The sequence below is a fragment of the Thauera butanivorans genome (genome assembly GCF_048398245.1).
Classification (GTDB): domain Bacteria; phylum Pseudomonadota; class Gammaproteobacteria; order Burkholderiales; family Rhodocyclaceae; genus Thauera; species Thauera butanivorans.
Genome location: NZ_CP183038.1, coordinates 1,362,697 through 1,382,834, shown reverse-complemented (window position 1 = coordinate 1,382,834; position 20,138 = coordinate 1,362,697). Strand labels below are relative to the sequence as shown.

The window sequence follows — 20,138 nt, the reverse complement described above, 5'->3', positions numbered from 1 at the left end:
GCGAACCATGGCAGGACGGTGTGCGGCGGCACTCAACCAAGGGGGTAGACGTCGCCCTGCACCGGAGGCGGAGCATGCAGATGGCTGCGCGGAAAAACCACGCGCGCCAGCGTCCCCTGCCCTGCCGGATTGGCATCCAGCGTCACGATGGCACGGTGCAGTTCGGCAATTTCACGCACGATCGGCAGCCCCAGGCCGGAGCCGTCGGCGCCGCTTCCCAGCACGCGATAGAAGCGCTCGAACACACGCTCCCGGTCCGTCTCGGGAATGCCCGGGCCGGTATCCTCGACTTCGAGAATCGGCGAGCCGGCAAAGCGCGTCCGCACGGTCACGCGCCCGCCACGGGGCGTGTACTTGACCGCGTTATCGACCAGGTTCTTGACCATTTCGCGCAGCAGCACCGGGTTGCCCTCGACCAGCAGCTCCCCGTCGCCGCCCTCCGCACCGAGGTCGATCTCCTTCACCTGCGCGCGCGGGAACAGTTCCAGCGCCACTTCGCGCACGACCAGGGCCAGGTTCACCGGTTCGACCGCATACAGCTTCTCGAAACTCGCCTCGGCCCGCGCCAGCGACAGCAACTGGTTGATCAGGTGGGACGCGCGATCGGTGCTTTCGGCGATGTGGGCAAGCGACTGGCGCAGCTGCTCGGGGTCGCTCTCGTGCAGGGCGAGGTCGGTCTGCATCTTCAGCCCGGTCAGCGGCGTGCGCATCTGATGGGCTGCATCGGCGATGAAGCGCTGCTGGGCCTGCAGATTTTCTTCGAGGCGCGCCATCATGTCGTTGAAGGCGACGATCAGCGGCCTCACCTCCTCCGGCACGCTCGCCGGCTGGACGGGAGAAAGATCGGTCGGCCGCCGGCGGCGGATCAGACTCTGCAGGCGGTTGAGCGGCGTGATGCCGCGCGACAGGCCGACCCAGACGAGCAGCACCGCCAGCGGAATGATGGCGAACTGCGGCAGCAGCACGCCGGTGACGACGCGCGAAGCGAGGTCGCCGCGCTTGTTGCGAGTTTCGGCCAGTTGCACCCAGACCAATGGCGCATCCTCGCCCTCACCCGCCTTCAGCAGCCGGTAGGCGACCCGCGTCTCCTCGCCATGGATGGTTTCGTCGCGAAACAGCACTTCCTCACCCGCAGGCGGCTGCAGCCCCTGGGGCCTGGGAATGTCCGCATCACCGGCCACGATCACCCCATGCTCATCCGCCACCTGGAAATACAGCACGTCATCCTGGTCCGCACGGAACAGGGCACGGGGCGGCGCGGGAAAGCGCACGACGACCTGCCCTTCATCGAACGCCACCATGCGGGACAGCATCCTGACACCATCGGCCAGCGCGAGGTCATAGGGCTGATTGGCGATGTTGTCGGCGACGTTGTGCGTGATGATGATCGAGATCGGCCACAGGAACAGCAAGGGCGCAAGCAACCAGTCGAGGATTTCGCCGAACAGGGAATTCGGCGGCCCCGGGCGCTTCGTACTCGATACGGCCCTGTCAAGGTTTCGCCGTCGGCGCCGCATCCGAGTTCTCCAGGCAATAGCCCAGCCCGCGAGCGGTCACGATGCGCACGCCGCTGTCCTCCAGCTTCTTGCGCAGACGGTGTACGTAGACTTCGATGGCATTGCTGGAGACTTCCTCCCCCCAGCCGCAGAGGTGATCCACCAGTTGATCCTTGCTCACCAGCCGCCCGACGCGCAGCAGAAAGACTTCCAGCAAGCCGATCTCGCGCGCCGACAGCTCGAGTACCTGGCCGTCCACCTTGACGACACGGTCGGCCTGGTCGTAGGACAGGCGCCCCAGTTCGAGGCAGCGCGCCTGACCGGTGCCGCGGCGCGTCAGGGCACGCACACGCGCCTCCAGTTCGGGCAAGGCGAACGGTTTGGCCATGTAGTCGTCCGCCCCTGCATCGAGCCCGCGCACACGGTCATCGACGCCGTCCTGCGCCGTCAGGATCAGCACCGGCAGCGCCGACTTGCGCGCTCTCAGGCGCTTGAGCACCTCGATGCCCGGCAACCGCGGCAAGCCGAGATCGAGAATGAGCAGATCGTAGGACTGGGACGCCAGCGCCGCGTCGGCGTCGATGCCGTTGTCGACATGATCGACGGCATACCCATTGCGCTTCAAGGCGCGGCCGATGCCGTCGGCAATCACGGGATCATCTTCTGCCAGCAGAATACGCATGGAATTCCGGGATGTAAGTTGTGCGTAAGCGAATGCACCTAGCATTTACTGGAATGCACTTCCTTTGCTCGGTCGCTGGATGCAGCGGAAGCAACCAATTATCCCACGGATTCTGACTACACTGGCAGCAAGGGCGAAAGAGCCTGTGCAGCGCCTGCCGCAAACTGAAAAGGCCCCGCTTGCGCGAGGCCTTCCTGGTCAGACGGCAAGCGGCAAACCTGCCGAAACAGGCTTGCCGCAGGCGGGCATCACATCATGCCGCCCATACCGCCCATGCCACCCATACCGCTCATGTCGGGCATGCCGCCGGCCGGCTTGTCTTCGGCCAGCTCACCGACCATGCAGTCGGTGGTCAGCATCAGACCGGCGACCGAAGCGGCGTTCTGCAGCGCGGTGCGGGTCACCTTGGTCGGATCCAGCACGCCCATCTCGACCATGTCGCCGTACTCGCCGGTGGCCGCATTGAAGCCGTAGTTGCCCGAACCTTCGACGACCTTGTTCACCACCACGCTCGGCTCGTCGCCGGCGTTGGCGACGATCTCGCGCAGCGGCTGCTCCATCGCGCGCAGCACGATCTTGATGCCGGCGTCCTGGTCGTGGTTGTCGCCCTTCAGGCCGCCCAGGTTGGCGCGGGCGCGCAGCAGCGCAACGCCGCCGCCCGGCACGATGCCTTCTTCCACCGCAGCGCGGGTAGCGTGCAGGGCATCCTCGACGCGAGCCTTCTTCTCCTTCATTTCGACTTCGGTCGCGGCGCCGACCTTGATCACGGCAACGCCGCCGGCCAGCTTGGCCACACGTTCCTGCAGCTTTTCGCGGTCGTAGTCGGAGGTCGCTTCCTCGATCTGCACGCGGATCTGCTTGACGCGGGCTTCGATGCGATCGGCCTGGCCATCACCGTCGATGATGATGGTGTTTTCCTTGCCGATCTCGATGCGCTTGGCCTGGCCCAGGTCTTCCAGCGTGGCCTTTTCCAGCGTCAGGCCGACTTCTTCGGCGATGACTTGGCCGCCGGTCAGGATGGCGATGTCTTCCAGCATGGCCTTGCGGCGGTCGCCGAAGCCCGGAGCCTTGACCGCGCAGGTCTTCAGGATGCCACGGATGTTGTTCACCACCAGCGTGGCCAGGGCTTCGCCCTCGACGTCCTCGGCAATGATCAGCAACGGACGGCCGGCCTTGGCGACTTGCTCCAGCACCGGCAGCAGGTCGCGGATGTTGGAGATCTTCTTGTCGAACAGCAGCACGAACGGGTTGTCGAGGATCGCGACCTGCTTGTCCGGGTTGTTGATGAAGTAGGGCGACAGGTAGCCGCGGTCGAACTGCATGCCTTCGACGACGTCCAGCTCGTTGTTCAGCGACTTGCCGTCTTCGACGGTGATCACGCCTTCCTTGCCGACCTTGTCCATCGCATTGGCGATGATGTCGCCGATGTCGCTGTCGGAGTTGGCCGAGATCGAGCCGACCTGGGCGATTTCCTTGTTGGTCGAGCAGGGCTTGGACAGCTTCTTCAGCTCTTCGATGGTGGCGGCGACGGCCTTGTCGATGCCGCGCTTCAGGTCCATCGGGTTCATGCCGGCGGCGACGTACTTCATGCCTTCGCGCACGATCGACTGCGCCAGCACGGTGGCGGTGGTGGTGCCGTCGCCGGCGATGTCCGAGGTCTTGGAAGCGACTTCCTTGACCATCTGCGCACCCATGTTCTCGAACTTGTCCTTCAGTTCGATTTCCTTGGCGACCGACACGCCGTCCTTGGTCACGGTCGGGGCGCCGAACGAACGCTCCAGCACCACGTTGCGGCCCTTCGGGCCCAGGGTCACCTTGACCGCGTTGGCGAGGATGTTGATGCCGGCGACCATGCGTTCGCGGGCGGAATCACCAAACTTGACTTCTTTAGCTGCCATTCTTCAGAACTCCGGAATTTTTTAAGGATTAGCGCTTCAGGAACGGGAGAAGGCTCAGCCTTCGACCACGCCCATGATGTCTTCCTCGCGCATCACGAGGAGCTCTTCGCCTTCGACCTTGACGGCCTGGCCGGCGTACTTGCCGAACAGCACCTTGTCGCCCACCTTGACGGCCATCGGACGCACGTTGCCGTCGTCGAGGATCTTGCCGTTACCGACGGCCAGGACTTCGCCCTGATCGGGCTTCTCGCCTGCGCTGTCCGGGATCACGATGCCGCTGGCGGTCTTGCGCTCGGCTTCCAGACGCTTGACGATCACGCGATCGTGCAGGGGACGAATCTTCATCGAGTTCACTCCTATCTTCGGTTCGACTGTTTGGGTTGATGGCTTGCGGGTTGCCCCGCGGAAAATTCGCAGTGGCCCGAATGCAGCAACTGCGCCGCTCCGGGCTTGTTAGCACTCACTGCCAACGAGTGCTAATAATAGGGACGGGGTTCCGGGATTTCAAGTGCAGCCCACGTGATTTCTGCTCTGCCGCCCAAAGCGCCATCGGATGCTGAACTTTTCTGCCGCCGGGCCGCCCCAAGGCAGGACAGACCCTTGGGGAATGGAGCACGGGGCACAGGCACCGCTCCGAACAGTGGATCGACATGAACATTCTTGCGGCAGCCTTCCGGCACACCCTTTTCGCTCTCTCCGTCTGCGTCAGCGGCCTGTGCTCCGCTGCCGGCCAGGCAACGCCGGGAACACAGTGGCAGGGCGCCGCCTTCGAAGGCGATGCAGCCGGCCTCGCCCGCTTGGCCGCCGCCGGCGCCCAGGCGGTACGCGTCTATCGGCAGACCGATGCCTGGGTGCTGGACGAAGCGCAACGGCTCGGCTTGAAGGTGGTCATGGGTCTATGGCTGGAGCATCCGCGCCACGGCTTCAGCTATGACGACGAGCAGGCCGTGCAGGCGCAGGAGCGGGCCATCCTCGAATTCGTCAGGCACCACCGGGGACACCCCGCCCTGCTCGCCTGGGGCATCGGCAACGAAATCGAGACCGCGGTGGAAAACCCGCTGCCGCTATGGCGCGAGGTCGATCGCCTCGCTGCGGCGATCAAGCGGATCGATCCGGTCCACCCGACGCTGATGGTCGTCGCCGATACCGGCATGGACGCTTTCCGCAGCCTGGCGGACTGCTGCCCGAACGTCGACCTGCTGGGCATCAACGTCTATGCCGGCGCGGTATTCGATCTGCCTCGGCGGCTGCGCGACGCCGGCATCGGCAAGCCGGTCGTCATCACCGAGCTGGGGCCGCTCGGCCAGTGGCAGGCCGGCCGCAAACCCTGGGGAGCGCCGGTGGAACCGACCAGCAGCGAGAAAGCCCGCTTCTTCACCGAAGCCCTCGGCTATCTCGCGCGCCAGCCGCAGATTCGCGGCGTATTCCCCTTCCTGTGGGGCGCCAAGCAGGAACAGACCGAAACCTGGCACGGCCTGCTGCTGGCCGACGGCAGCGGCACCGCGATGAGCGATGCACTGGCCTCGTTCTGGGGCCGGCCGGTGGAGAGGCCCGCGCCGGTCGTACGCGGCATCGGCATCGCCGCCGACGCGTTCGCCCCCGGGGCGGAGATTTCGGCCGGAATCGATGCCGTCAATGCCGATGGCACGGCGCTGGAGACGGAATGGAAGATCCTTGCCGAAGCCACCGATCTGCGCAAAGGCGGTGACCACGAATCCCCGCCCGCTCGCATCGCCACGCGCATCCTGCACGCCGATGCCGCCAGCGTGCGCCTGCTGGCACCTGCCGAGCCGGGGGCCTATCGCCTGTTCATCACCGCGCGCGACCGCCACGGCAAAGCGGCAACAGCCAACCTTCCTTTCCTGGTGCGCTGAAGCTTCCCGTTGCCGGACGCCCCCGTTCTCCGGCATGGGCTCGGCCAACAATCAGGACATACACATGGAGCGGGGAAAAATTCACGGTCGACGACTGTCGGTGCTCGCCCGGCATGGCGGTCTGGATCACACTCCGCGCTCGACAGTCCAACGACCCGATACATCAGCCTCTCCCCGCCCCATGCCCAACGATCGACGCATGTTCTCCCCTTCCACTGAACGCAACCGCGGCCACATCCTGCCGGTCCTGCAGCGCATCCTGCCCGACGCGGCCTCGGTACTGGAGGTGGGCAGCGGAACCGGCGAGCATGCCGTGTATTTCTGCGCCCACATGCCCTGGCTTCACTGGCAGCCGACCGAAGGCGATCCGGCCGCGATCGACTCCATCACCGCCTGGATCTCGCATTCCGGCCTGCCCAACATCGAGACGCCGCTCGAACTGGAATTGAACAGCGAAACCTGGCCGGTCCGGCACGCCGATGCGGTGGTGGCGATCAACGTGCTGCACTACTCGCCGTGGTCGAGCACGGCGGCGCTGTTTCGTGGCGCAGCCCGTGTGCTGCCGAAAGGCGGCATCGTCTATTGCTACGGCCCCTACCGTCGCGACGGCGCGCATACGGCGCCGTCCAATGCCGCATTCGACGAATGGCTGCACGACGTCGATCCCGGCTTCGGCGTGCGCGACCTGGAAGCGGTGGAGGCCGAAGCCCGTGAGCATGGCTTCCGGCTCGACGAAGTCATCGAAATGCCGGCCAACAACTTCAGCCTGATCTTCCGGCGCGAAGCCTGAGGCCGGAGCACCGGGCCCGGCAGCCGGATCAGAAGGCGATCGCCACGCCGAAGTGCAGCCGCAGCTTGCGTTCGTCGTGCCCCCAGGCGAGATCGACTGCCAGCGGCCCGGCCGGGCTGCGCCAGCGAGCGCCGACGCCATAGCCCGTGTGCGGATCGAAATCGCCGCGCGTATCGGCCGCGTCGCCCGCATCGACGAACACCGCCGCTCCCCACTGCGGCTCGAACCAGCGCACGTATTCCGCGCTCATGGTGCCGAGGTAGCGTCCGCCGACGGTCGCCCTGCCTTCGCTGACACCGAGGCTCTGGTAGGCGTAGCCGCGCACCGATTGCGCACCCCCGGTCCGGAACAGGAAGTCCTGCGGAATGCCTTCGCGCGAATCGGCCAGCGTCACGCCGGCCTCGCCGCGCAGGATGAAGACGTCGCGTTCGCCGACCGGCTGGTAGCGCACCGCGCGGCCATACAGGCGGACGAAATCCTGGTCGGCCAGCGCCACCGCCGTACCGCCGCCGACCTGGAACTCCAGCACGTAACCGCGCGTCGGGTCGAGCAGATCATCGACGGCCCGCCGGAGCCAGGTCCAGTTGAGGGTCAGCGTATTCTGCGAACTCTCGTCCGCGCCGCTGGGCTGGATGCGCTCGTGCTGCAGCCGCAGCGCGAGCTGAGTCTCGATGTCGCCCCGCACCGTGCTGCGCGTCGCGCCCACGGCCTGCGAACTGATCTTGAGTCCTTCGAGATCGCTGCGATCGATCAGCGCGCCGAAACTGTCGCGATGCCGCCCCGAAGGCGGCAGGAAGATGTCGGCGTAGGCCGACTGGCGGCGCTGCTCGATGCGCAGCCCCGTCGACAATTCCCAGGCGCGGCGCAGCAGATTGGAATCGCGATAGCTGGCCTCGACGCGGAAGCCCGTATTGCTCGACACCCCGGCGCCGAAGCCGAGGTACTTGGGATTGGCCTCGGTCACCTGCACCCTGACCGGAACGGCCTTTGCCAGGGCCGGGTCGCGGTCGATGGCAACGATCACCGAAGCAAAATGCGGCGTGTTCTGCAAACCGGTCTGGAATGCCAGCAAGGCTTCGCGATCGTAGGGCTTCCCCGCTTCCAGGCGGCTGTAGCGCTGCACCAGATCGGCAGGCAGTGCCTGCAGGCCGCTGACTTCGAGGGCGCCGAGGTAGAACGCGGGACCGCTGTCGAGCGTCACGCTCAGACGCGCCGACGCCGTGTCGGGATCGATCTCGGCGCGGCTGGTGACGATGCGGGCGGCCGCATAGCGGCGGGCGGCCACGGCATCGAGCAGCGCCTGCTTGGCGGCATCCCAGTCGGCCTGACGGAAAGGCGCGCCCTGTGGCAGGCTCCAGCGGCTGCGCAAGGCTTCGAGATAAGCCGCCCCCCCCGCCTCCGGGCCGCCCTGCGCCGTCGCGACCTCGCCTTCGAAAACGATCGATACCTGCCCGACGGTCGTCCGCGGCCCCGGCTCGACCTTCAGCAGCCAGCGGCCCGCTTCACTGCGGTCGGTGCGGACCGATGGCGAAAAATAGCCTTCGGTCGCCAGCAACTGTTCCACCTCGCGCCGCGCACGGCGCGACATGGCGATGCGATCGGCCGCGGCGGCGGGCAGCACCTGCTCACCCTTGAGCAGGCGGACATGGCGCTCGAGCAGTTCGCGCACCTCGCCCGGCGCCTCCAGGCTCACATCCAGCGCCTGCTGGGCAGCAGCAGGCAGGGCCAGCGACAAGAACACGCCCAGCAGCAGCGAAGCGGTGAAACGCCGACAGACCCGCATGCGAGACGATCAGTGCGCCCGGTGGTACTCGACGACGCGCTCCACCTCGGCCTTCGAACCGAGGATCACCGGCACGCGCTGATGCAATTCGGTCGGCAGCACGTCGAGAATCCGCTCCCGTCCGGTGCTTGCTGCGCCGCCGGCCTGTTCGACCAGCATCGCCATCGGGTTCGCCTCGTACATCAGGCGCAGCTTGCCGCCCCTGGCGCGGCATTTCTCGTCCATCGGATACATGAAGATGCCGCCGCGCGTCATGACGCGATGCACGTCCGACACCATCGACGCCACCCAGCGCATGTTGAAATCCACGCCGCGCGGGCCATCCGCTCCGCGCTGCAGTTCCTCGACGTAGCGCTGGACCGGCGGCTCCCAGAAGCGCGCATTCGAGGCATTGATGGCGTATTCACGCGTTTCCTCGGGAATCGTCATGAACGGATGGGTGTAGATGAAGCTGCCCATCTCGCGGTCGAGCGTGAAGCCATGCACGCCGTTGCCGACGGTCAGCACCAGTTGGGTCGACGGGCCGTAGATCGCGTAGCCTGCGGCAGCCTGCTCCCGCCCGGGCTGCATGAAGCTTTCTTCCGTCGCCGGTGCCCCACCCGGCGGCATGCGCAGCACCGAGAAAATGGTACCCACCGACACATTGACGTCGATGTTCGACGAACCATCCAGCGGATCGAACAACAGCAGGAAACCGCCCTTCGGATAATCGAAGGGGATCTGGTGCACGGTCTCGACCTCTTCCGAGGCCATCGCCGCCAGGTGGCCGCCCCATTCGTTGGCCTGCAGCAGGATCTCGTTGGCGATGACATCGAGCTTCTTCTGCGCTTCGCCCTGGACATTGTCGGTGCCTGCCTCACCCAGCACTCCCGCAAGCGCCCCCTTGGAGACATTGACGCTGATGGCCTTGACGGCGCGGGCAACGACCTCGATCAACAAGCGCAGGTCGGCGGTGATGCGACCAGCACGCTGCTGCTCGATCAGGAACTGGGTAAGGGTGACGCGACGCATGAAGGGACTCCGTGAATGCGATTGATGCTGACAGCAACGGATTATCCCGGTTCCTTGCACTCAGCGCACGGCAAAAAAAGTTTCACCGCTCTCCGGATGGATGGCTATCATCCCTGCCTCGGCCCAAGCACGGAGGTTCGAATCCCCGCTCCGCGCCACCGTCCATCAGCACCTCCATCTTTATGCACGTCATGGTTCTCGGCGCCGGCGTCACCGGCGTCACCACCGCCTGGTATCTGCGACAGGCGGGATTCGAAGTCAGCCTCGTCGACCGTCAAGCGGGCGCAGGCATGGAAACGAGCTTCGCCAACGGCGGCCAGATTTCCATCAGCCATCCCGAGCCCTGGGCCAATCCCTCGGCGCCCTGGCTCGCCCTGCGCTGGCTCGGCCGCGCCGACGCGCCGCTGAAGATCCGCCCGGCCGCCGACCCGGCCCAGTGGCGCTGGGTGCTCGCCTTCCTGCGCGAGTGCCTGCCCTGGCGCACACGCCGCAACACGGCGGCGATCGCCGCGCTCGCCGTCTGGAGCGGGCATTGCCTGGGCCGGCTGCGGGACGAAACCGGGCTGGAATACGAACAGCGCAGGCGCGGCATCCTGCACCTGTTCAATACGCCCCGGGAATTCGCCCAGGCATCTCGTCGAGTGGCGGAACTGGCGCATTTCGGCATCGAGGCGCGTGTCTGCCAGCCAGCCGATTGCATCGCCATCGAGCCAGCACTGGCGGCCCGGCAAAGCCCGCTGGCCGGCGGCATCCATGCACCGGGAGACGAATCGGGCAATGCGCACCTGTTCACCCGGGCATTGGCCGAACGGCTGGCGCAAGCGGGCGTGCGCTTCCACTGGAACACCCAGGTACTGCAGCTGAATCACGGCAACGGCACGATCAACAGCATCGACATCGCGGACGGGGCCGGCCGCAGAGGTGCGCTGATCGCCGATGCATACGTGGTCTGCCTCGGCAGCCACAGCGCGGCACTGCTGGCGCCGACCGGCATGCGGCTGCCGATCTATCCGGTGAAGGGGTATTCGATCACCGCAGCATTGACGAAGCCCGCCAGGGCGCCGGAAGTCAGCCTGACCGACGAGTCGCGGCGGATCGTCTGCTCCCGCCTGGGAGATCGCCTGCGCGTCGCCGGCACGGCCGAGCTGGCGGGGTTCGATACCCGCATCCGGCCCGAGCGCATCCGCCCGCTGCTGGACTGGACCCGGCAGAACCTCCCCGGCCTCATCGACGAGGCCAGCATCGAGCCCTGGGCAGGCCTGCGGCCGGCCACGCCGGGCAATCTGCCGCTGATCGGCAGCAGCACGAACACGAATCTGTGGCTGAACACCGGTCATGGCACGCTGGGCTGGACGCTCGCCTGCGGCTCGGCCAGTGCGCTCGTGGCCTTGATGCGCGGCGAACAAGCCCCGGTCGCCTACCCTTTCCTCGGTTGATCGCCCGGCAGCACCGGGAAAGCTCTGGCAGGGAAATCCCTGCCGCTTCAGGCGCAGGCGGTCTTGTTCTCGGCCGTCAGCGTGGCACAGGCGCAGCCCGCGGCAGACTTTTCGCCGCCGTCTTCGCCCGGCACGAAACGTTCCGCCTCGACATCGTAGCCGACGCTGTCGAGATGGAAGGCAAGCGCCGCATCCATGCCGTTGGTGTGGTTCTCGAACCACGCCGGCAGCTCCTGGATCAGGCGCCTGGCGAAGAACATGTCGCCATTGGCCACGCGCTTGCGGATGTCGTGCAGCACGGCGAGCACGCGCTCATGCTCGGCACGGTGGCAGCCCGGGAAATCCACCGCTTCCATCCAGCGGTTCTCCTGGGCGAAGTGCGCTTCGGTATGCGCGACGAAAGCGTCGTAGGCGGCGAGGAAGTTCTCCGGCGCGGCGCTCGCCACGGCCGTATACAGCTCGACGAACTCGCGATGGGTGTCGTCCATGCGCGCAAGACCATTCTCGAGCTTTTCGCTCCATTCCAGGCTGGACATCGTGTCTCCTTACTTGACGACGGTCAGGTGCGAAGGCCGCGGGCGCCGCGGTGAGCCATCGCCGGGTTTCGCCGCTTCCTCGCGTGCCTTTGCCGCCGCTTCGCCCATGTCTTCGGCGGCTTCCGGCTCCTGGGCGTCGCCGTCCAGGGATGCCAGCGCTGGTGCGCTCTCGTCCCCTTCCTCGAGTTCGGGCTCGAAAGCCATGCCCTGCCCGTTCTCACGGGCATAGATCGCGATCACGTTGGCGACCGGAATCACCAGCGAATGGGCGACACCGCCGAAACGGGCCTGGAAGCTGATGTAGTCGTTGGCCATCTGCAGATGGCCGGTGGCCTCGGACGACAGATTGAGCACGATCTGGCCGTCGCGGGCATAGCCGGGCGGCACGCGCGTCTGACCATCGACGATGGCGGCGAGATAGGGCGTGAACCCCTGGTCGACGCACCATTCCCAGATGGCACGCAGCAGATAGGGTTTGGTCGATATTGTGCTCATGGTCTTTCCATCAGGCGATGCCCGCGCCGGAAACGGGGCATCGCGGGTCGAACGGTCAGCGGCGCATGACCTTCTCGGAAGGCGTCAGCGCATCGATGAAGCCCTGGCGGCTGAAGATGCGCTCGGCGTACTTCATCAGCGGCGCTGCCGCCTTGGGCAGCTCGATGCCGTAATGTTCCAGGCGCCACAGCAGCGGCGCGATGGCAACGTCCAGCATCGAGAACTCCTCGCCGAGCATGAACTTCTGCTTGGTGAAGATCGGCGCCAGCTGGGTGAGATGGTCGCGGACGTGGGCACGCACCTTGTCCACACCCTTCTGGTTGGCCTCGAGCGCTTCGAGGTGCGAGAACAGCTCGTGCTCGAAAGTGTGCAGCAGCTGGCGGGCACGTGCGCGCATGATCGGGTCGGGCGGCATCAGTTGCGGGTGCGGAAAGCGCTCGTCGATGTATTCGTTGATGATGTTCGACTCGTACAGCACGAGGTCGCGGTCGACCAGTACCGGCACGCGGTTGTAGGGATTGATGACGGCGATGTCTTCAGGCTTGTTGTAGAGATCGACGTCGATGACTTCGAAGTCCATGCCCTTCTCGAACAGGACGATCCTGCAGCGATGGCTGAAAGGATCGGTCGTGCCGGAATACAGATTCATCATGGTGTTGCCACTCCGGGGATGCAGAAGCAAAAGCGCACCACGCGAGATCGCGTGGTGCGTCTGGGATGGGACTAGATCAACAGGCCTCGCGGCCGGCTGCGGTTCCGATCAATGAATGTCCTTCCAGTAGTTCTTCTTCAGGGCATAGGCCAGCACGAAGAAACCTGCCAGGAAGATCAGCACGACGGTACCGATCGCCTTGCGCTTCTCGGCCACCGGCTCGCCCATCCAGACGAGGAAGGAGACCAGATCGGCCACAGCCTTGTCGTACTCCTCGACCGACAGCTTGCCGGGCTTGGCCAGCGTCAGCTCGACATGCTTGGAACCGTCGGCGTTCTCGGTGACCTTGGCCACCTGCTCGCCCTGCAGTTCCCACAGCACGTGCGGCATGCCGACGTTCTCGAAGATCACGTTGTTCCAGCCGGTCGGACGCTCGGCGTCGCGGTAGAACTGGCGCAGATAGGTGTAGAGCCAGTCCGCACCGCTGCCGTCGCCGGAAGCGCGCGAACGCGCGATCACCGACAGATCCGGCGGCGCTGCGCCGAACCAGGTCGTGCCATCGGCGCGGCTCATGCTGATCTTCATCAGATCGCCGACCTTCTCGCCGGTGAACAACAGGTTGTCGCGGATCATCTGCTCGGACAGGCCGATGTTCTCCAGCTGGTTGTAGCGCACGTAGGACGCGCCATGACAGTTCAGACAGTAATTGACGAACAGCTTGGCGCCATGCTGCAGTGCAGCCGGCTCGGTGCTCACCGGCGCCTTGTCGAGGTTCACCGAGACGTCGGCCGCCAGCGTAAGCGCCGGGGCGAACAGCAGCACGGCTGCTGCACGCTTGACGAAATTGATCACGCGCATTTTCATTTGAAGTTCACCCTTTCCGGTTCGGCCTTGCACTTGTCGAGCTTGCTGTACCACGGCATCAGCAGGAAGAACGCGAAATACAGCACCGAGCAGATCTGCGACACCAGGGTACGGCCCGGGGTCGGGGGCAGCACGCCCAGGTAGCCCAGGATGAAGAAGCACACCACGAAGATCGCCACGGCGATCTTGAAGATCGGCCCCTTGTAGCGGATCGACTTCACCGGGCTGCGGTCCAGCCAGGGCAGGAAGGCGATGATCACCACCGACGCGCCCATCGCCACCACGCCCCAGAACTTGGCGTCGAGCCCGAACAGCGGGTAGGTGACCGCGCGCAGGATCGAGTAGAACGGCGTGAAGTACCACACCGGCGCGATGTGCGGCGGCGTCTTCAGCGGGTCGGCCGGAATGAAGTTGTTGAACTCCAGGAAGTAGCCGCCGCCTTCGGGCGCGAAGAACACCACCGCGCTGAAGAAGAACAGGAAGGCGACGACGCCGACGATGTCCTTGACGGTGTAGTACGGGTGGAACGGGATGCCGTCCAGCGGGATGCCGTTGGCATCCTTCTTCTTCTTGATCTCGACGCCGTCGGGGTTGTTCGAGCCGACTTCGTGCAGCGCGATGATGTGCGCGACGACGAGGCCGATCAGCACCAGCGGCACGGCGATGACGTGGAAGGAGAAGAAGCGGTTCAGCGTGGCGTCGGAAACGACGTAGTCGCCGCGGATGACCAGCGACAGGTCCGGACCGATGACGGGAATCGCCGAGAACAGGTTGACGATGACCTGCGCGCCCCAGAAGGACATCTGGCCCCAGGGCAGCAGATAGCCCATGAAGGCTTCGGCCATCAGCACCAGGAAGATCAGCGTGCCGAAGATCCAGATCAACTCGCGCGGCTTGCGGTAGGAACCGTAGAGCAGGCCGCGGAACATGTGCAGGTACACGACGATGAAGAAGGCCGAGGCGCCGGTCGAGTGCAGGTAGCGGATCAGCCAGCCGCCCGGCACCTCGCGCATGATGTACTCGACGCTGGCGAAGGCCACCGGCACGCCGGCGGCGTTCAGCGACGCATCCGGCTTGTAGTGCATGACCAGGAAGATGCCGGTCAGGATCTGGATCACCAGCACCAGCAGCGCCAGCGAACCGAAGAAGTACCAGAAGTTGAAGTTTTTCGGGGCGTAGTATTCGGTGAGGTGCCCCTTGATGGACGACGTCAGCGGGAAACGCTCGTCGATCCAGTTCAGCACAGCCTGGGATTTGGTCGTCATCGCTTATGCCTTCCCGTCTTCGCCAACAAGAATGGTGGTATCCGCGAGGTACTGGTGCGGCGGAATCTCGAGGTTGTCCGGCGCCGGCATGCTGCTATAGACGCGGCCGGCCAAGTCGAAAAGCGAACCGTGGCAGGGGCACAGGAAGCCACCGGGCCAATCCGCGCCCATGCCACTCTCGGCACCCATCTTGAACTTCTCGGACGGAGAACAGCCCAGGTGAGTACAGATGCCGACCGCGACCAGATACTCGGGCTTGATCGAGCGGTACTTGTTCTTGGCATACTCCGGCTGCATCGGCTTGTCGGACGCGGGATCGCTGACCTTCTCGTCGGTCTTGTCGAGCGACGCCAGCATCTCGGGCGTGCGGCGCAGGATCCACACCGGCTTGCCACGCCACTCCACCGTCATCATCTCGCCCGGAGCGAGCTTGCCCACATCCACTTCGACCGGCGCACCGGCTGCCTTGGCACGCTCGGACGGCGTCAGGCTGGCAACGAACGGCACCGCTGTTGCCACAGCGGCGGCACCGCCCGCGGCGGATGTCGCCAGCAGCAGGGTGCGGCGGCTGCTGTCCATCTTTTGATCAACGCTCATGACCCTCTTCCCTGAAAGGAAAACGAAAGACCTGGATACAAATAACTTCGGGATTATAGCGAAGTCGCCGCAGCAGAGAAAGCACGAAGGCCGGATCGCCAATGGGAACAAGGCTTTCCGCGTGGCATCCATGCGACGCGGCGCCATCGCCGGCGGCATTTTTGCTGCATCGCAAAACCCGTTCGATCCACTTGCCTCAGACCGAGCGCCGCTCGATCAGCGCCTGCGCGATCGTGCCGGTGTCGGTATGCTCGAGCTCGCCGCCAACCGGCACGCCGCGCGACAGGCGGCTGACTTTCAGCCCGCGGGCCGACAGCAGGCTGGCGACGGTGTGGGCAGTCGCCTCGCCTTCGTTGGTGAAGTTGGTGGCGAGGATGACCTCCCCGACCTTGCCGTCGCTCGCGCGCGCGATCAGCTTGTCGAGCCGCAGCTCCCTCGGCCCGATGCCGTCGAGCGGCGACAGGCGCCCCATCAGCACGTAGTACATCCCGCTGTATGACTGCGTCTGCTCGATCATCGCCAGATCGGCCGGCATCTCGACCACGCACAGCAAGGAAGCGTCGCGGCGCGGGTTGGCGCAGCGTGCACAGACCGCCTCCTCGCTGAAGGTGTTGCAGCGCTCGCAGTGGCGCAGCACGTCGAGCGCATGGGCGAGCGCACCGGCCAGCCGTGCGGCACCGCGCTGATCGCGCTGCAGCAGGTGGTAGGCCATGCGCTGCGCCGACTTCGGCCCGACGCCGGGCAGGCAGCGCAGAGCTTCGATCAGCTCGTCGAGGCTGGAAGGCGACATCCACCCGCTCCCGTCAGAACGGCAGCTTCATGCCCGGCGGCAGGTTCAGGCCGGCGGTGAAGCCCGACATCTTTTCCTGGGTGGTGGTTTCAACCTTGCGCACCGCATCGTTCAGCGCGGCGGCGACCAGATCTTCCAGCATTTCCTTGTCGTCCATCACCGAATCGTCGATCGACACGCGGCGCACGTCGTACTTGCAGGTCATCAGCACCTTGACCATGCCGGCGCCGGACTGGCCCTCGACTTCGACCGAAGCGAGTTGCTCCTGCATCTTCTTCATGTTTTCCTGCATCTGCTGGGCCTGCTTCATCAGCCCGGCGATTCCGCCTTTCATCATGCTGGCTACTCCACTGGAATTGATCGTTCAAACTGGGGGAAGGAAGGCGGCAAGCCACCGCCATTCACAAGGGTTTCACGCTGTTCTCGACCAGCGTCGCATCGAAGCGCTCGATCAGCTCGCGCACGAAAGGGTCGGCCTCGAGCGCCGCGACCGCCTCGGCATGGCGTGCCCGGCGCTCGATCTCGTCGCGCTGGGCCGGCGTCTCGCCGGCGATGTCGCCGACTTCGATGCGCACCCGCAGCGCCCGCCCGGCCGCATTGCCGAGCATGTCCTGCAGCCGCTCAGCCGCCGCGCGGTTCATGTCGAACAGGTGGCGATGCGCATTCGACAGCCGCAGACGCAGCTCGCCATCGTCGAAATCGAGCCATTCGCAATGCTGCGCGAGTTCGCGCATCAGGCCGCTCAAGCCGAGCGCCCTGATCAGGCCGCGCCAGTCGCCCATCGCCAGCAGGGCGGCCACGTCGCCGCCGGTTGCCGTCGGCACTGCGGCCCCGGCGGTCAGCGGCACTTCCGGCTCCGCGGTCGCGACAGGCTCGCCCGGCTGCACCGCCGCCACGGCAGACGCAGGCCCGGCTTCGCGCGCGCCCGCCACCACGGCACCGACCGGCACGGCCGGCGGCACAAGCGCAGAGGCGGGATAGTCCCCGGCATAGGCCTCGGGCGGCAGTTCTTCCCACGGCGGCACGTCATGGTCGCCGCCCGACGGCGCCGGCGCGGGCACGGGCACGGCACCGAGCTCCGCACACCGGGGCATGTCCGCGGACGGCGGGGGCGGCTCGGCAGGCCGGGAGCCGGCCGCAGGCGGCGCGGAAGGGGCGATCGGGGCAGCAGCCTGCGCCGCACGCGGAACGCGGAGTTCGGCAACGCGCAGCGGCGCTGCGCCGCCCGCTTTCCCGGGTTCGGTGGCCGCGCTTGCCGGAACCGGCCCCGCCGACGGCTTCGCCGGTTCGGGCGCCTCGCCGGCCGGTGCCCGGGGCGATGCCGCCGGCGGCTGGACGGCAGCCGGCACCACCGGGCCCCGGGCCTGGCCGCTGCCGGCAGGCGCCACGCCAGGGCTGCCGAGCGCGGCCGGCTGCTCCGGGCGGAAGGCATGCAGGCGCAGCAGCGTCATCGCGAAGCCGGTGTATTCGTCCGGTGCCAAGGGCAGCTCGTCGCGGCCGTGGATGGCGATCTGGTAGGCCAATTGCAGGAACTCGGCGTCGAAAGCGGCAACGTAGGCGACGATGCGGGCACGTTCCACTTCGTCCGTGATGGCTTCCGGCGCATGCTGCGCAAGCGCGATGCGATGGAACAGGCTCGCCAGCGACTGCAGCGCCGCATCGAAGGACAGGCTGCGCGCCTCCATGCCGTCCGCCACCGCCACCAGGCCGGCCACGCTGCCGGCCGCCAGCGCATCGAGCACCGCATACAGGTGGTCGTCGCCGACCGTGCCGAGCATGTGCGTGACCTGCTCCTCCTCGACCTTGCCGGCGCCATGCGCGATCGACTGGTCCAGCAGCGACAGCGCATCGCGCATCGAGCCGCTGGCGGCCTTGGCGAGGTGGCGCAGCGCGCCCGGTTCGAACGGCACCGCCTCGGCCTGCAGGATGCGCGTGAGGTGGTCGACGATGTGGCCGGGCGGCATCTGCTTGAGGTTGAACTGCAGGCAGCGCGACAGCACCGTGACCGGAATCTTTTGCGGATCGGTGGTGGCGAGGATGAACTTGACGTGCTCGGGCGGCTCTTCCAGCGTCTTCAGCATGGCGTTGAAGGCGTGGCCGGTCAGCATGTGCACTTCGTCGATCATGTAGACCTTGTAGCGGCCCTGCACCGGCGCATACACCGCCTTGTCCAGCAGCGCCGCCATGTCGTCGACGCCGCGGTTGGAGGCAGCGTCCATCTCGACGTAGTCCGGGAAGCGGTCGGCGTCGATCGCCCGGCAGGCCTCGCATTCGCCGCAGGGCTCGGCGGTGACGCCGGTCTCGCAGTTCAGCGCCTTGGCCAGGATGCGGCTGATGGTGGTCTTGCCGACGCCGCGGGTGCCGGTGAACAGCCAGGCATGGTGCAGCCTGCCGGTGGCGAGCGCATGCGTCAGCGCCCGCACGACGTGCTCCTGACCGACCAGCGTACCGAAGGACTTCGGCCGCCACTTGCGCGCAAGGACCTGATAGCTCATGGCGCCCGATTCTAGCAGAGCGGGAGGCCCCGTCCGGTGCCGATCGCGCGAGCGGCCGAAATGCCGATCGATAGCAAAAAAGAATTGACGTTATTTTTCTTATCAATTTGAGCTATCAATCTCCCGAACCTATCCTTGTATCGAACCCAAGGAATCCAGGAGGAACCGGACATGAACCCATCCCGCTCCGACATCGGCGCCTTGTTCGAACTGTTCTGCCAGGTGTGCGCCGAGTTCGCGCAGACGCTCTAGCGCCATGCACGGCCGGCCGCACTTGATCGGCCGTGCGGTTTCCACCCGAAGCATCGATCAGAAGGAATCCATCCATGGTTGCCGAAGTCGCCCGTCTGCACCTCCAGCCCGCCAGCCCCTCCGGCGTCGCACGTGCGCTCGCCGGCTGGATGATCACGCTCACCGGCCTTGCCGTCCTGGCGGCCCAGGCGCTGCGCGGCATCGACGGTTTCGAGCTGCCGCTCGCCGCTGCGCTGTCCGGCGGTGCGATGGCGGCGGGCGCCACTGCACTGGGGGCGCTGCCGGTGCTGACGCTGCGCCGGATCGGCGCCGGCATGCAAGCCATGCTGCTCGGTTTCGGTGCCGGCGTGATGCTGGCCGCCAGTCTGTTCTCGTTGCTGCTGCCGGCATTCGAGGCGGCGCAGGCTCAAGGTCGGGGGCCATCCGGCGCCGGCATGCTGGTGGCAACCGGATTCCTGAGCGGCGCCCTGCTGTTGCTGGCAATGGACCGCCTGCTGCCCCATTCGCACACGCCCGCCCGGGCAGGATCCAGCGACGTGCGCAACGGCACCTCGGCGTGGCTGTTCGTGTTCGCGATCGCGGTGCACAACATTCCCGAAGGCCTGGCGATCGGCGTGGCATCCGGGCTCGGCGAACTGCAGGCCGGCAGCGGCAGCGCCGTCGCCACCGGCATCTCGCTGCAGAACGTGCCCGAAGGCCTGATCGTCGCCATCGCTCTCGCCACGGCCGGCTACAGCCGCATGTTCGCCTTCGTCGTCGCCACCGCGTCCGGCCTGATCGAGCCGATTGCCGCGATCACCGGTTCGATGGCGGTTTCCGCTTCCGCGGAGATCCTGCCATGGGGACTGGCAATGGCAGCAGGGGCGATGCTGTTCGTCGTCAGCCACGAAATCATTCCGGAATCGCATCGCCGGGGCCGCGAAACCCTCGCAACCGGCGGGCTGATCCTCGGTTTCGTCACGATGATGCTGCTGGACGGCCTGCTCGGCTGAAAACCGGGCCCTCACGGCGGCGCCAGGGAGAAATTCGCAGGCTTCCCGGTTCAGAAAGTGAAAAAGCCGAGGCGCTCCGCAACGGAGCATCCTCGGCTTTCCAGATTCGGGGTGGCGAGCCCGACCCCCGGCACTTGCAGGAAACGGCTGTGGCTGCTGCCTTCCGGCCCTGACCAGATTCACCGCGCTGCAATGCGGGGAGACCCGCCACGGCCGGCATTGTAGCAGCA

General features: G+C 66.2%; 19 protein-coding genes and 1 other RNA gene. 4 read left to right on the top strand and 16 right to left on the bottom strand.

Annotated elements, in window-relative coordinates:
- Positions 1–32 precede the first annotated feature (32 nt).
- The 4 genes from ACNQFN_RS06650 to groES all read right to left on the bottom strand — a co-directional run bounded on the left by ACNQFN_RS06650 (position 33) and on the right by groES (position 4,421).
- Entirely contained in the window at positions 33–1,517 is a 1,485-nt protein-coding gene (locus ACNQFN_RS06650; RefSeq protein WP_418648347.1) for a sensor histidine kinase, read from the bottom strand.
- Complete coding sequence (locus ACNQFN_RS06645) at positions 1,492–2,178, bottom strand: response regulator (protein WP_418648346.1); 687 nt, start codon at positions 2,176–2,178, stop codon at positions 1,492–1,494. The genes ACNQFN_RS06650 and ACNQFN_RS06645 overlap by 26 nt, the downstream gene beginning before the upstream one ends.
- 248 nt (positions 2,179–2,426) lie before the next feature.
- On the bottom strand, positions 2,427–4,076 hold the full coding sequence (gene groL / locus ACNQFN_RS06640; RefSeq protein WP_418648345.1) for a chaperonin GroEL: 1,650 nt from the start codon (positions 4,074–4,076) through the stop codon (positions 2,427–2,429).
- A gap of 54 nt (positions 4,077–4,130) precedes the next feature.
- Positions 4,131–4,421: a co-chaperone GroES gene (gene groES / locus ACNQFN_RS06635; protein ID WP_004332931.1), complete on the bottom strand. Its 291-nt coding sequence runs from the start codon at positions 4,419–4,421 to the stop codon at positions 4,131–4,133.
- 305 nt (positions 4,422–4,726) lie between these two features.
- Between groES and ACNQFN_RS06630 the strand changes: the two genes are divergently transcribed.
- Positions 4,727–5,950, top strand: a complete 1,224-nt coding sequence (locus ACNQFN_RS06630) for a glycoside hydrolase family 2 TIM barrel-domain containing protein (protein ID WP_418648344.1) — start codon at positions 4,727–4,729, stop codon at positions 5,948–5,950.
- A 199-nt stretch (positions 5,951–6,149) separates the two neighbouring features.
- Positions 6,150–6,740 carry a DUF938 domain-containing protein gene (locus ACNQFN_RS06625; RefSeq protein ID WP_245650872.1) on the top strand — a complete coding sequence of 197 codons (591 nt, stop codon included), beginning with the start codon at positions 6,150–6,152 and terminating at the stop codon, positions 6,738–6,740.
- 28 nt (positions 6,741–6,768) lie between these two features.
- On the opposite strand, the gene ACNQFN_RS06620 is transcribed toward ACNQFN_RS06625, so the two are convergent.
- Both ACNQFN_RS06620 and ACNQFN_RS06615 read right to left on the bottom strand, forming a co-directional pair.
- Positions 6,769–8,523 carry an autotransporter assembly complex protein TamA gene (locus ACNQFN_RS06620; RefSeq protein ID WP_068636088.1) on the bottom strand — a complete coding sequence of 585 codons (1,755 nt, stop codon included), beginning with the start codon at positions 8,521–8,523 and terminating at the stop codon, positions 6,769–6,771.
- 9 nt (positions 8,524–8,532) lie between these two features.
- Positions 8,533–9,534 carry a class 1 fructose-bisphosphatase gene (locus tag ACNQFN_RS06615; RefSeq protein WP_068636087.1) on the bottom strand — a complete coding sequence of 334 codons (1,002 nt, stop codon included), beginning with the start codon at positions 9,532–9,534 and terminating at the stop codon, positions 8,533–8,535.
- Between the two features lie 182 nt (positions 9,535–9,716).
- Between ACNQFN_RS06615 and ACNQFN_RS06610 the strand changes: the two genes are divergently transcribed.
- Positions 9,717–10,970 (top strand): D-amino acid dehydrogenase, encoded by a 1,254-nt coding sequence (locus ACNQFN_RS06610; RefSeq protein ID WP_418648343.1) that lies wholly within the window; start codon positions 9,717–9,719, stop codon positions 10,968–10,970.
- A 47-nt stretch (positions 10,971–11,017) separates the two neighbouring features.
- Here the strand turns inward: ACNQFN_RS06610 and ACNQFN_RS06605 are convergent, their stop codons facing one another.
- From ACNQFN_RS06605 to dnaX, 9 genes are all read right to left on the bottom strand, one after another.
- Positions 11,018–11,506 (bottom strand): hemerythrin domain-containing protein, encoded by a 489-nt coding sequence (locus ACNQFN_RS06605; protein WP_418648342.1) that lies wholly within the window; start codon positions 11,504–11,506, stop codon positions 11,018–11,020.
- Between the two features lie 9 nt (positions 11,507–11,515).
- Entirely contained in the window at positions 11,516–12,001 is a 486-nt protein-coding gene (locus ACNQFN_RS06600; protein WP_068636084.1) for a ClpXP protease specificity-enhancing factor, read from the bottom strand.
- A gap of 55 nt (positions 12,002–12,056) precedes the next feature.
- Complete coding sequence (locus tag ACNQFN_RS06595) at positions 12,057–12,653, bottom strand: glutathione S-transferase N-terminal domain-containing protein (RefSeq protein ID WP_068636083.1); 597 nt, start codon at positions 12,651–12,653, stop codon at positions 12,057–12,059.
- Between the two features lie 108 nt (positions 12,654–12,761).
- Positions 12,762–13,517 (bottom strand): cytochrome c1, encoded by a 756-nt coding sequence (locus ACNQFN_RS06590; RefSeq protein WP_068636082.1) that lies wholly within the window; start codon positions 13,515–13,517, stop codon positions 12,762–12,764.
- A complete protein-coding gene (locus ACNQFN_RS06585) occupies positions 13,514–14,782 on the bottom strand; it encodes a cytochrome b (protein ID WP_068636081.1) in 1,269 nt (422 codons plus the stop codon). Before ACNQFN_RS06585 ends, ACNQFN_RS06590 begins: the two co-directional genes overlap by 4 nt.
- A 3-nt stretch (positions 14,783–14,785) precedes the next feature.
- On the bottom strand, positions 14,786–15,379 hold the full coding sequence (gene petA / locus ACNQFN_RS06580; RefSeq protein WP_068636080.1) for a ubiquinol-cytochrome c reductase iron-sulfur subunit: 594 nt from the start codon (positions 15,377–15,379) through the stop codon (positions 14,786–14,788).
- Positions 15,380–15,575: 196 nt separating this feature from the next.
- Complete coding sequence (recR, locus tag ACNQFN_RS06575; RefSeq protein ID WP_068636079.1) at positions 15,576–16,169, bottom strand: recombination mediator RecR; 594 nt, start codon at positions 16,167–16,169, stop codon at positions 15,576–15,578.
- A 13-nt stretch (positions 16,170–16,182) separates the two neighbouring features.
- A complete protein-coding gene (locus tag ACNQFN_RS06570) occupies positions 16,183–16,503 on the bottom strand; it encodes a YbaB/EbfC family nucleoid-associated protein (RefSeq protein WP_418648895.1) in 321 nt (106 codons plus the stop codon).
- A 67-nt stretch (positions 16,504–16,570) separates the two neighbouring features.
- Entirely contained in the window at positions 16,571–18,664 is a 2,094-nt protein-coding gene (gene dnaX, locus ACNQFN_RS06565; RefSeq protein ID WP_068636077.1) for a DNA polymerase III subunit gamma/tau, read from the bottom strand.
- 326 nt (positions 18,665–18,990) lie between these two features.
- Between dnaX and ACNQFN_RS06560 the strand changes: the two genes are divergently transcribed.
- Entirely contained in the window at positions 18,991–19,908 is a 918-nt protein-coding gene (locus ACNQFN_RS06560) for a ZIP family metal transporter (RefSeq protein ID WP_068636076.1), read from the top strand.
- Positions 19,909–20,018: 110 nt separating this feature from the next.
- Here the strand turns inward: ACNQFN_RS06560 and ffs are convergent.
- An RNA gene (gene ffs / locus ACNQFN_RS06555) (signal recognition particle sRNA small type) lies at positions 20,019–20,117 on the bottom strand.
- Between the last annotated feature and the right edge of the window lie 21 nt (positions 20,118–20,138).

What these genes read in the sequence shown, in the direction of transcription:
- ACNQFN_RS06650 (WP_418648347.1), bottom strand. Translation starts at nt 1,517, where the DNA reads ATGCGGCGCCGACGGCGAAACCTTGACAGGGCCGTATCGAGTACGAAG.
- ACNQFN_RS06645 (WP_418648346.1), bottom strand. Translation starts at nt 2,178, where the DNA reads ATGCGTATTCTGCTGGCAGAAGATGATCCCGTGATTGCCGACGGCATC.
- groL (WP_418648345.1), bottom strand. Translation starts at nt 4,076, where the DNA reads ATGGCAGCTAAAGAAGTCAAGTTTGGTGATTCCGCCCGCGAACGCATG.
- groES (WP_004332931.1), bottom strand. Translation starts at nt 4,421, where the DNA reads ATGAAGATTCGTCCCCTGCACGATCGCGTGATCGTCAAGCGTCTGGAA.
- ACNQFN_RS06630 (WP_418648344.1), top strand. Translation starts at nt 4,727, where the DNA reads ATGAACATTCTTGCGGCAGCCTTCCGGCACACCCTTTTCGCTCTCTCC.
- ACNQFN_RS06625 (WP_245650872.1), top strand. Translation starts at nt 6,150, where the DNA reads ATGTTCTCCCCTTCCACTGAACGCAACCGCGGCCACATCCTGCCGGTC.
- ACNQFN_RS06620 (WP_068636088.1), bottom strand. Translation starts at nt 8,523, where the DNA reads ATGCGGGTCTGTCGGCGTTTCACCGCTTCGCTGCTGCTGGGCGTGTTC.
- ACNQFN_RS06615 (WP_068636087.1), bottom strand. Translation starts at nt 9,534, where the DNA reads ATGCGTCGCGTCACCCTTACCCAGTTCCTGATCGAGCAGCAGCGTGCT.
- ACNQFN_RS06610 (WP_418648343.1), top strand. Translation starts at nt 9,717, where the DNA reads ATGCACGTCATGGTTCTCGGCGCCGGCGTCACCGGCGTCACCACCGCC.
- ACNQFN_RS06605 (WP_418648342.1), bottom strand. Translation starts at nt 11,506, where the DNA reads ATGTCCAGCCTGGAATGGAGCGAAAAGCTCGAGAATGGTCTTGCGCGC.
- ACNQFN_RS06600 (WP_068636084.1), bottom strand. Translation starts at nt 12,001, where the DNA reads ATGAGCACAATATCGACCAAACCCTATCTGCTGCGTGCCATCTGGGAA.
- ACNQFN_RS06595 (WP_068636083.1), bottom strand. Translation starts at nt 12,653, where the DNA reads ATGATGAATCTGTATTCCGGCACGACCGATCCTTTCAGCCATCGCTGC.
- ACNQFN_RS06590 (WP_068636082.1), bottom strand. Translation starts at nt 13,517, where the DNA reads ATGAAAATGCGCGTGATCAATTTCGTCAAGCGTGCAGCAGCCGTGCTG.
- ACNQFN_RS06585 (WP_068636081.1), bottom strand. Translation starts at nt 14,782, where the DNA reads ATGACGACCAAATCCCAGGCTGTGCTGAACTGGATCGACGAGCGTTTC.
- petA (WP_068636080.1), bottom strand. Translation starts at nt 15,379, where the DNA reads ATGAGCGTTGATCAAAAGATGGACAGCAGCCGCCGCACCCTGCTGCTG.
- recR (WP_068636079.1), bottom strand. Translation starts at nt 16,169, where the DNA reads ATGTCGCCTTCCAGCCTCGACGAGCTGATCGAAGCTCTGCGCTGCCTG.
- ACNQFN_RS06570 (WP_418648895.1), bottom strand. Translation starts at nt 16,503, where the DNA reads ATGAAAGGCGGAATCGCCGGGCTGATGAAGCAGGCCCAGCAGATGCAG.
- dnaX (WP_068636077.1), bottom strand. Translation starts at nt 18,664, where the DNA reads ATGAGCTATCAGGTCCTTGCGCGCAAGTGGCGGCCGAAGTCCTTCGGT.
- ACNQFN_RS06560 (WP_068636076.1), top strand. Translation starts at nt 18,991, where the DNA reads ATGGTTGCCGAAGTCGCCCGTCTGCACCTCCAGCCCGCCAGCCCCTCC.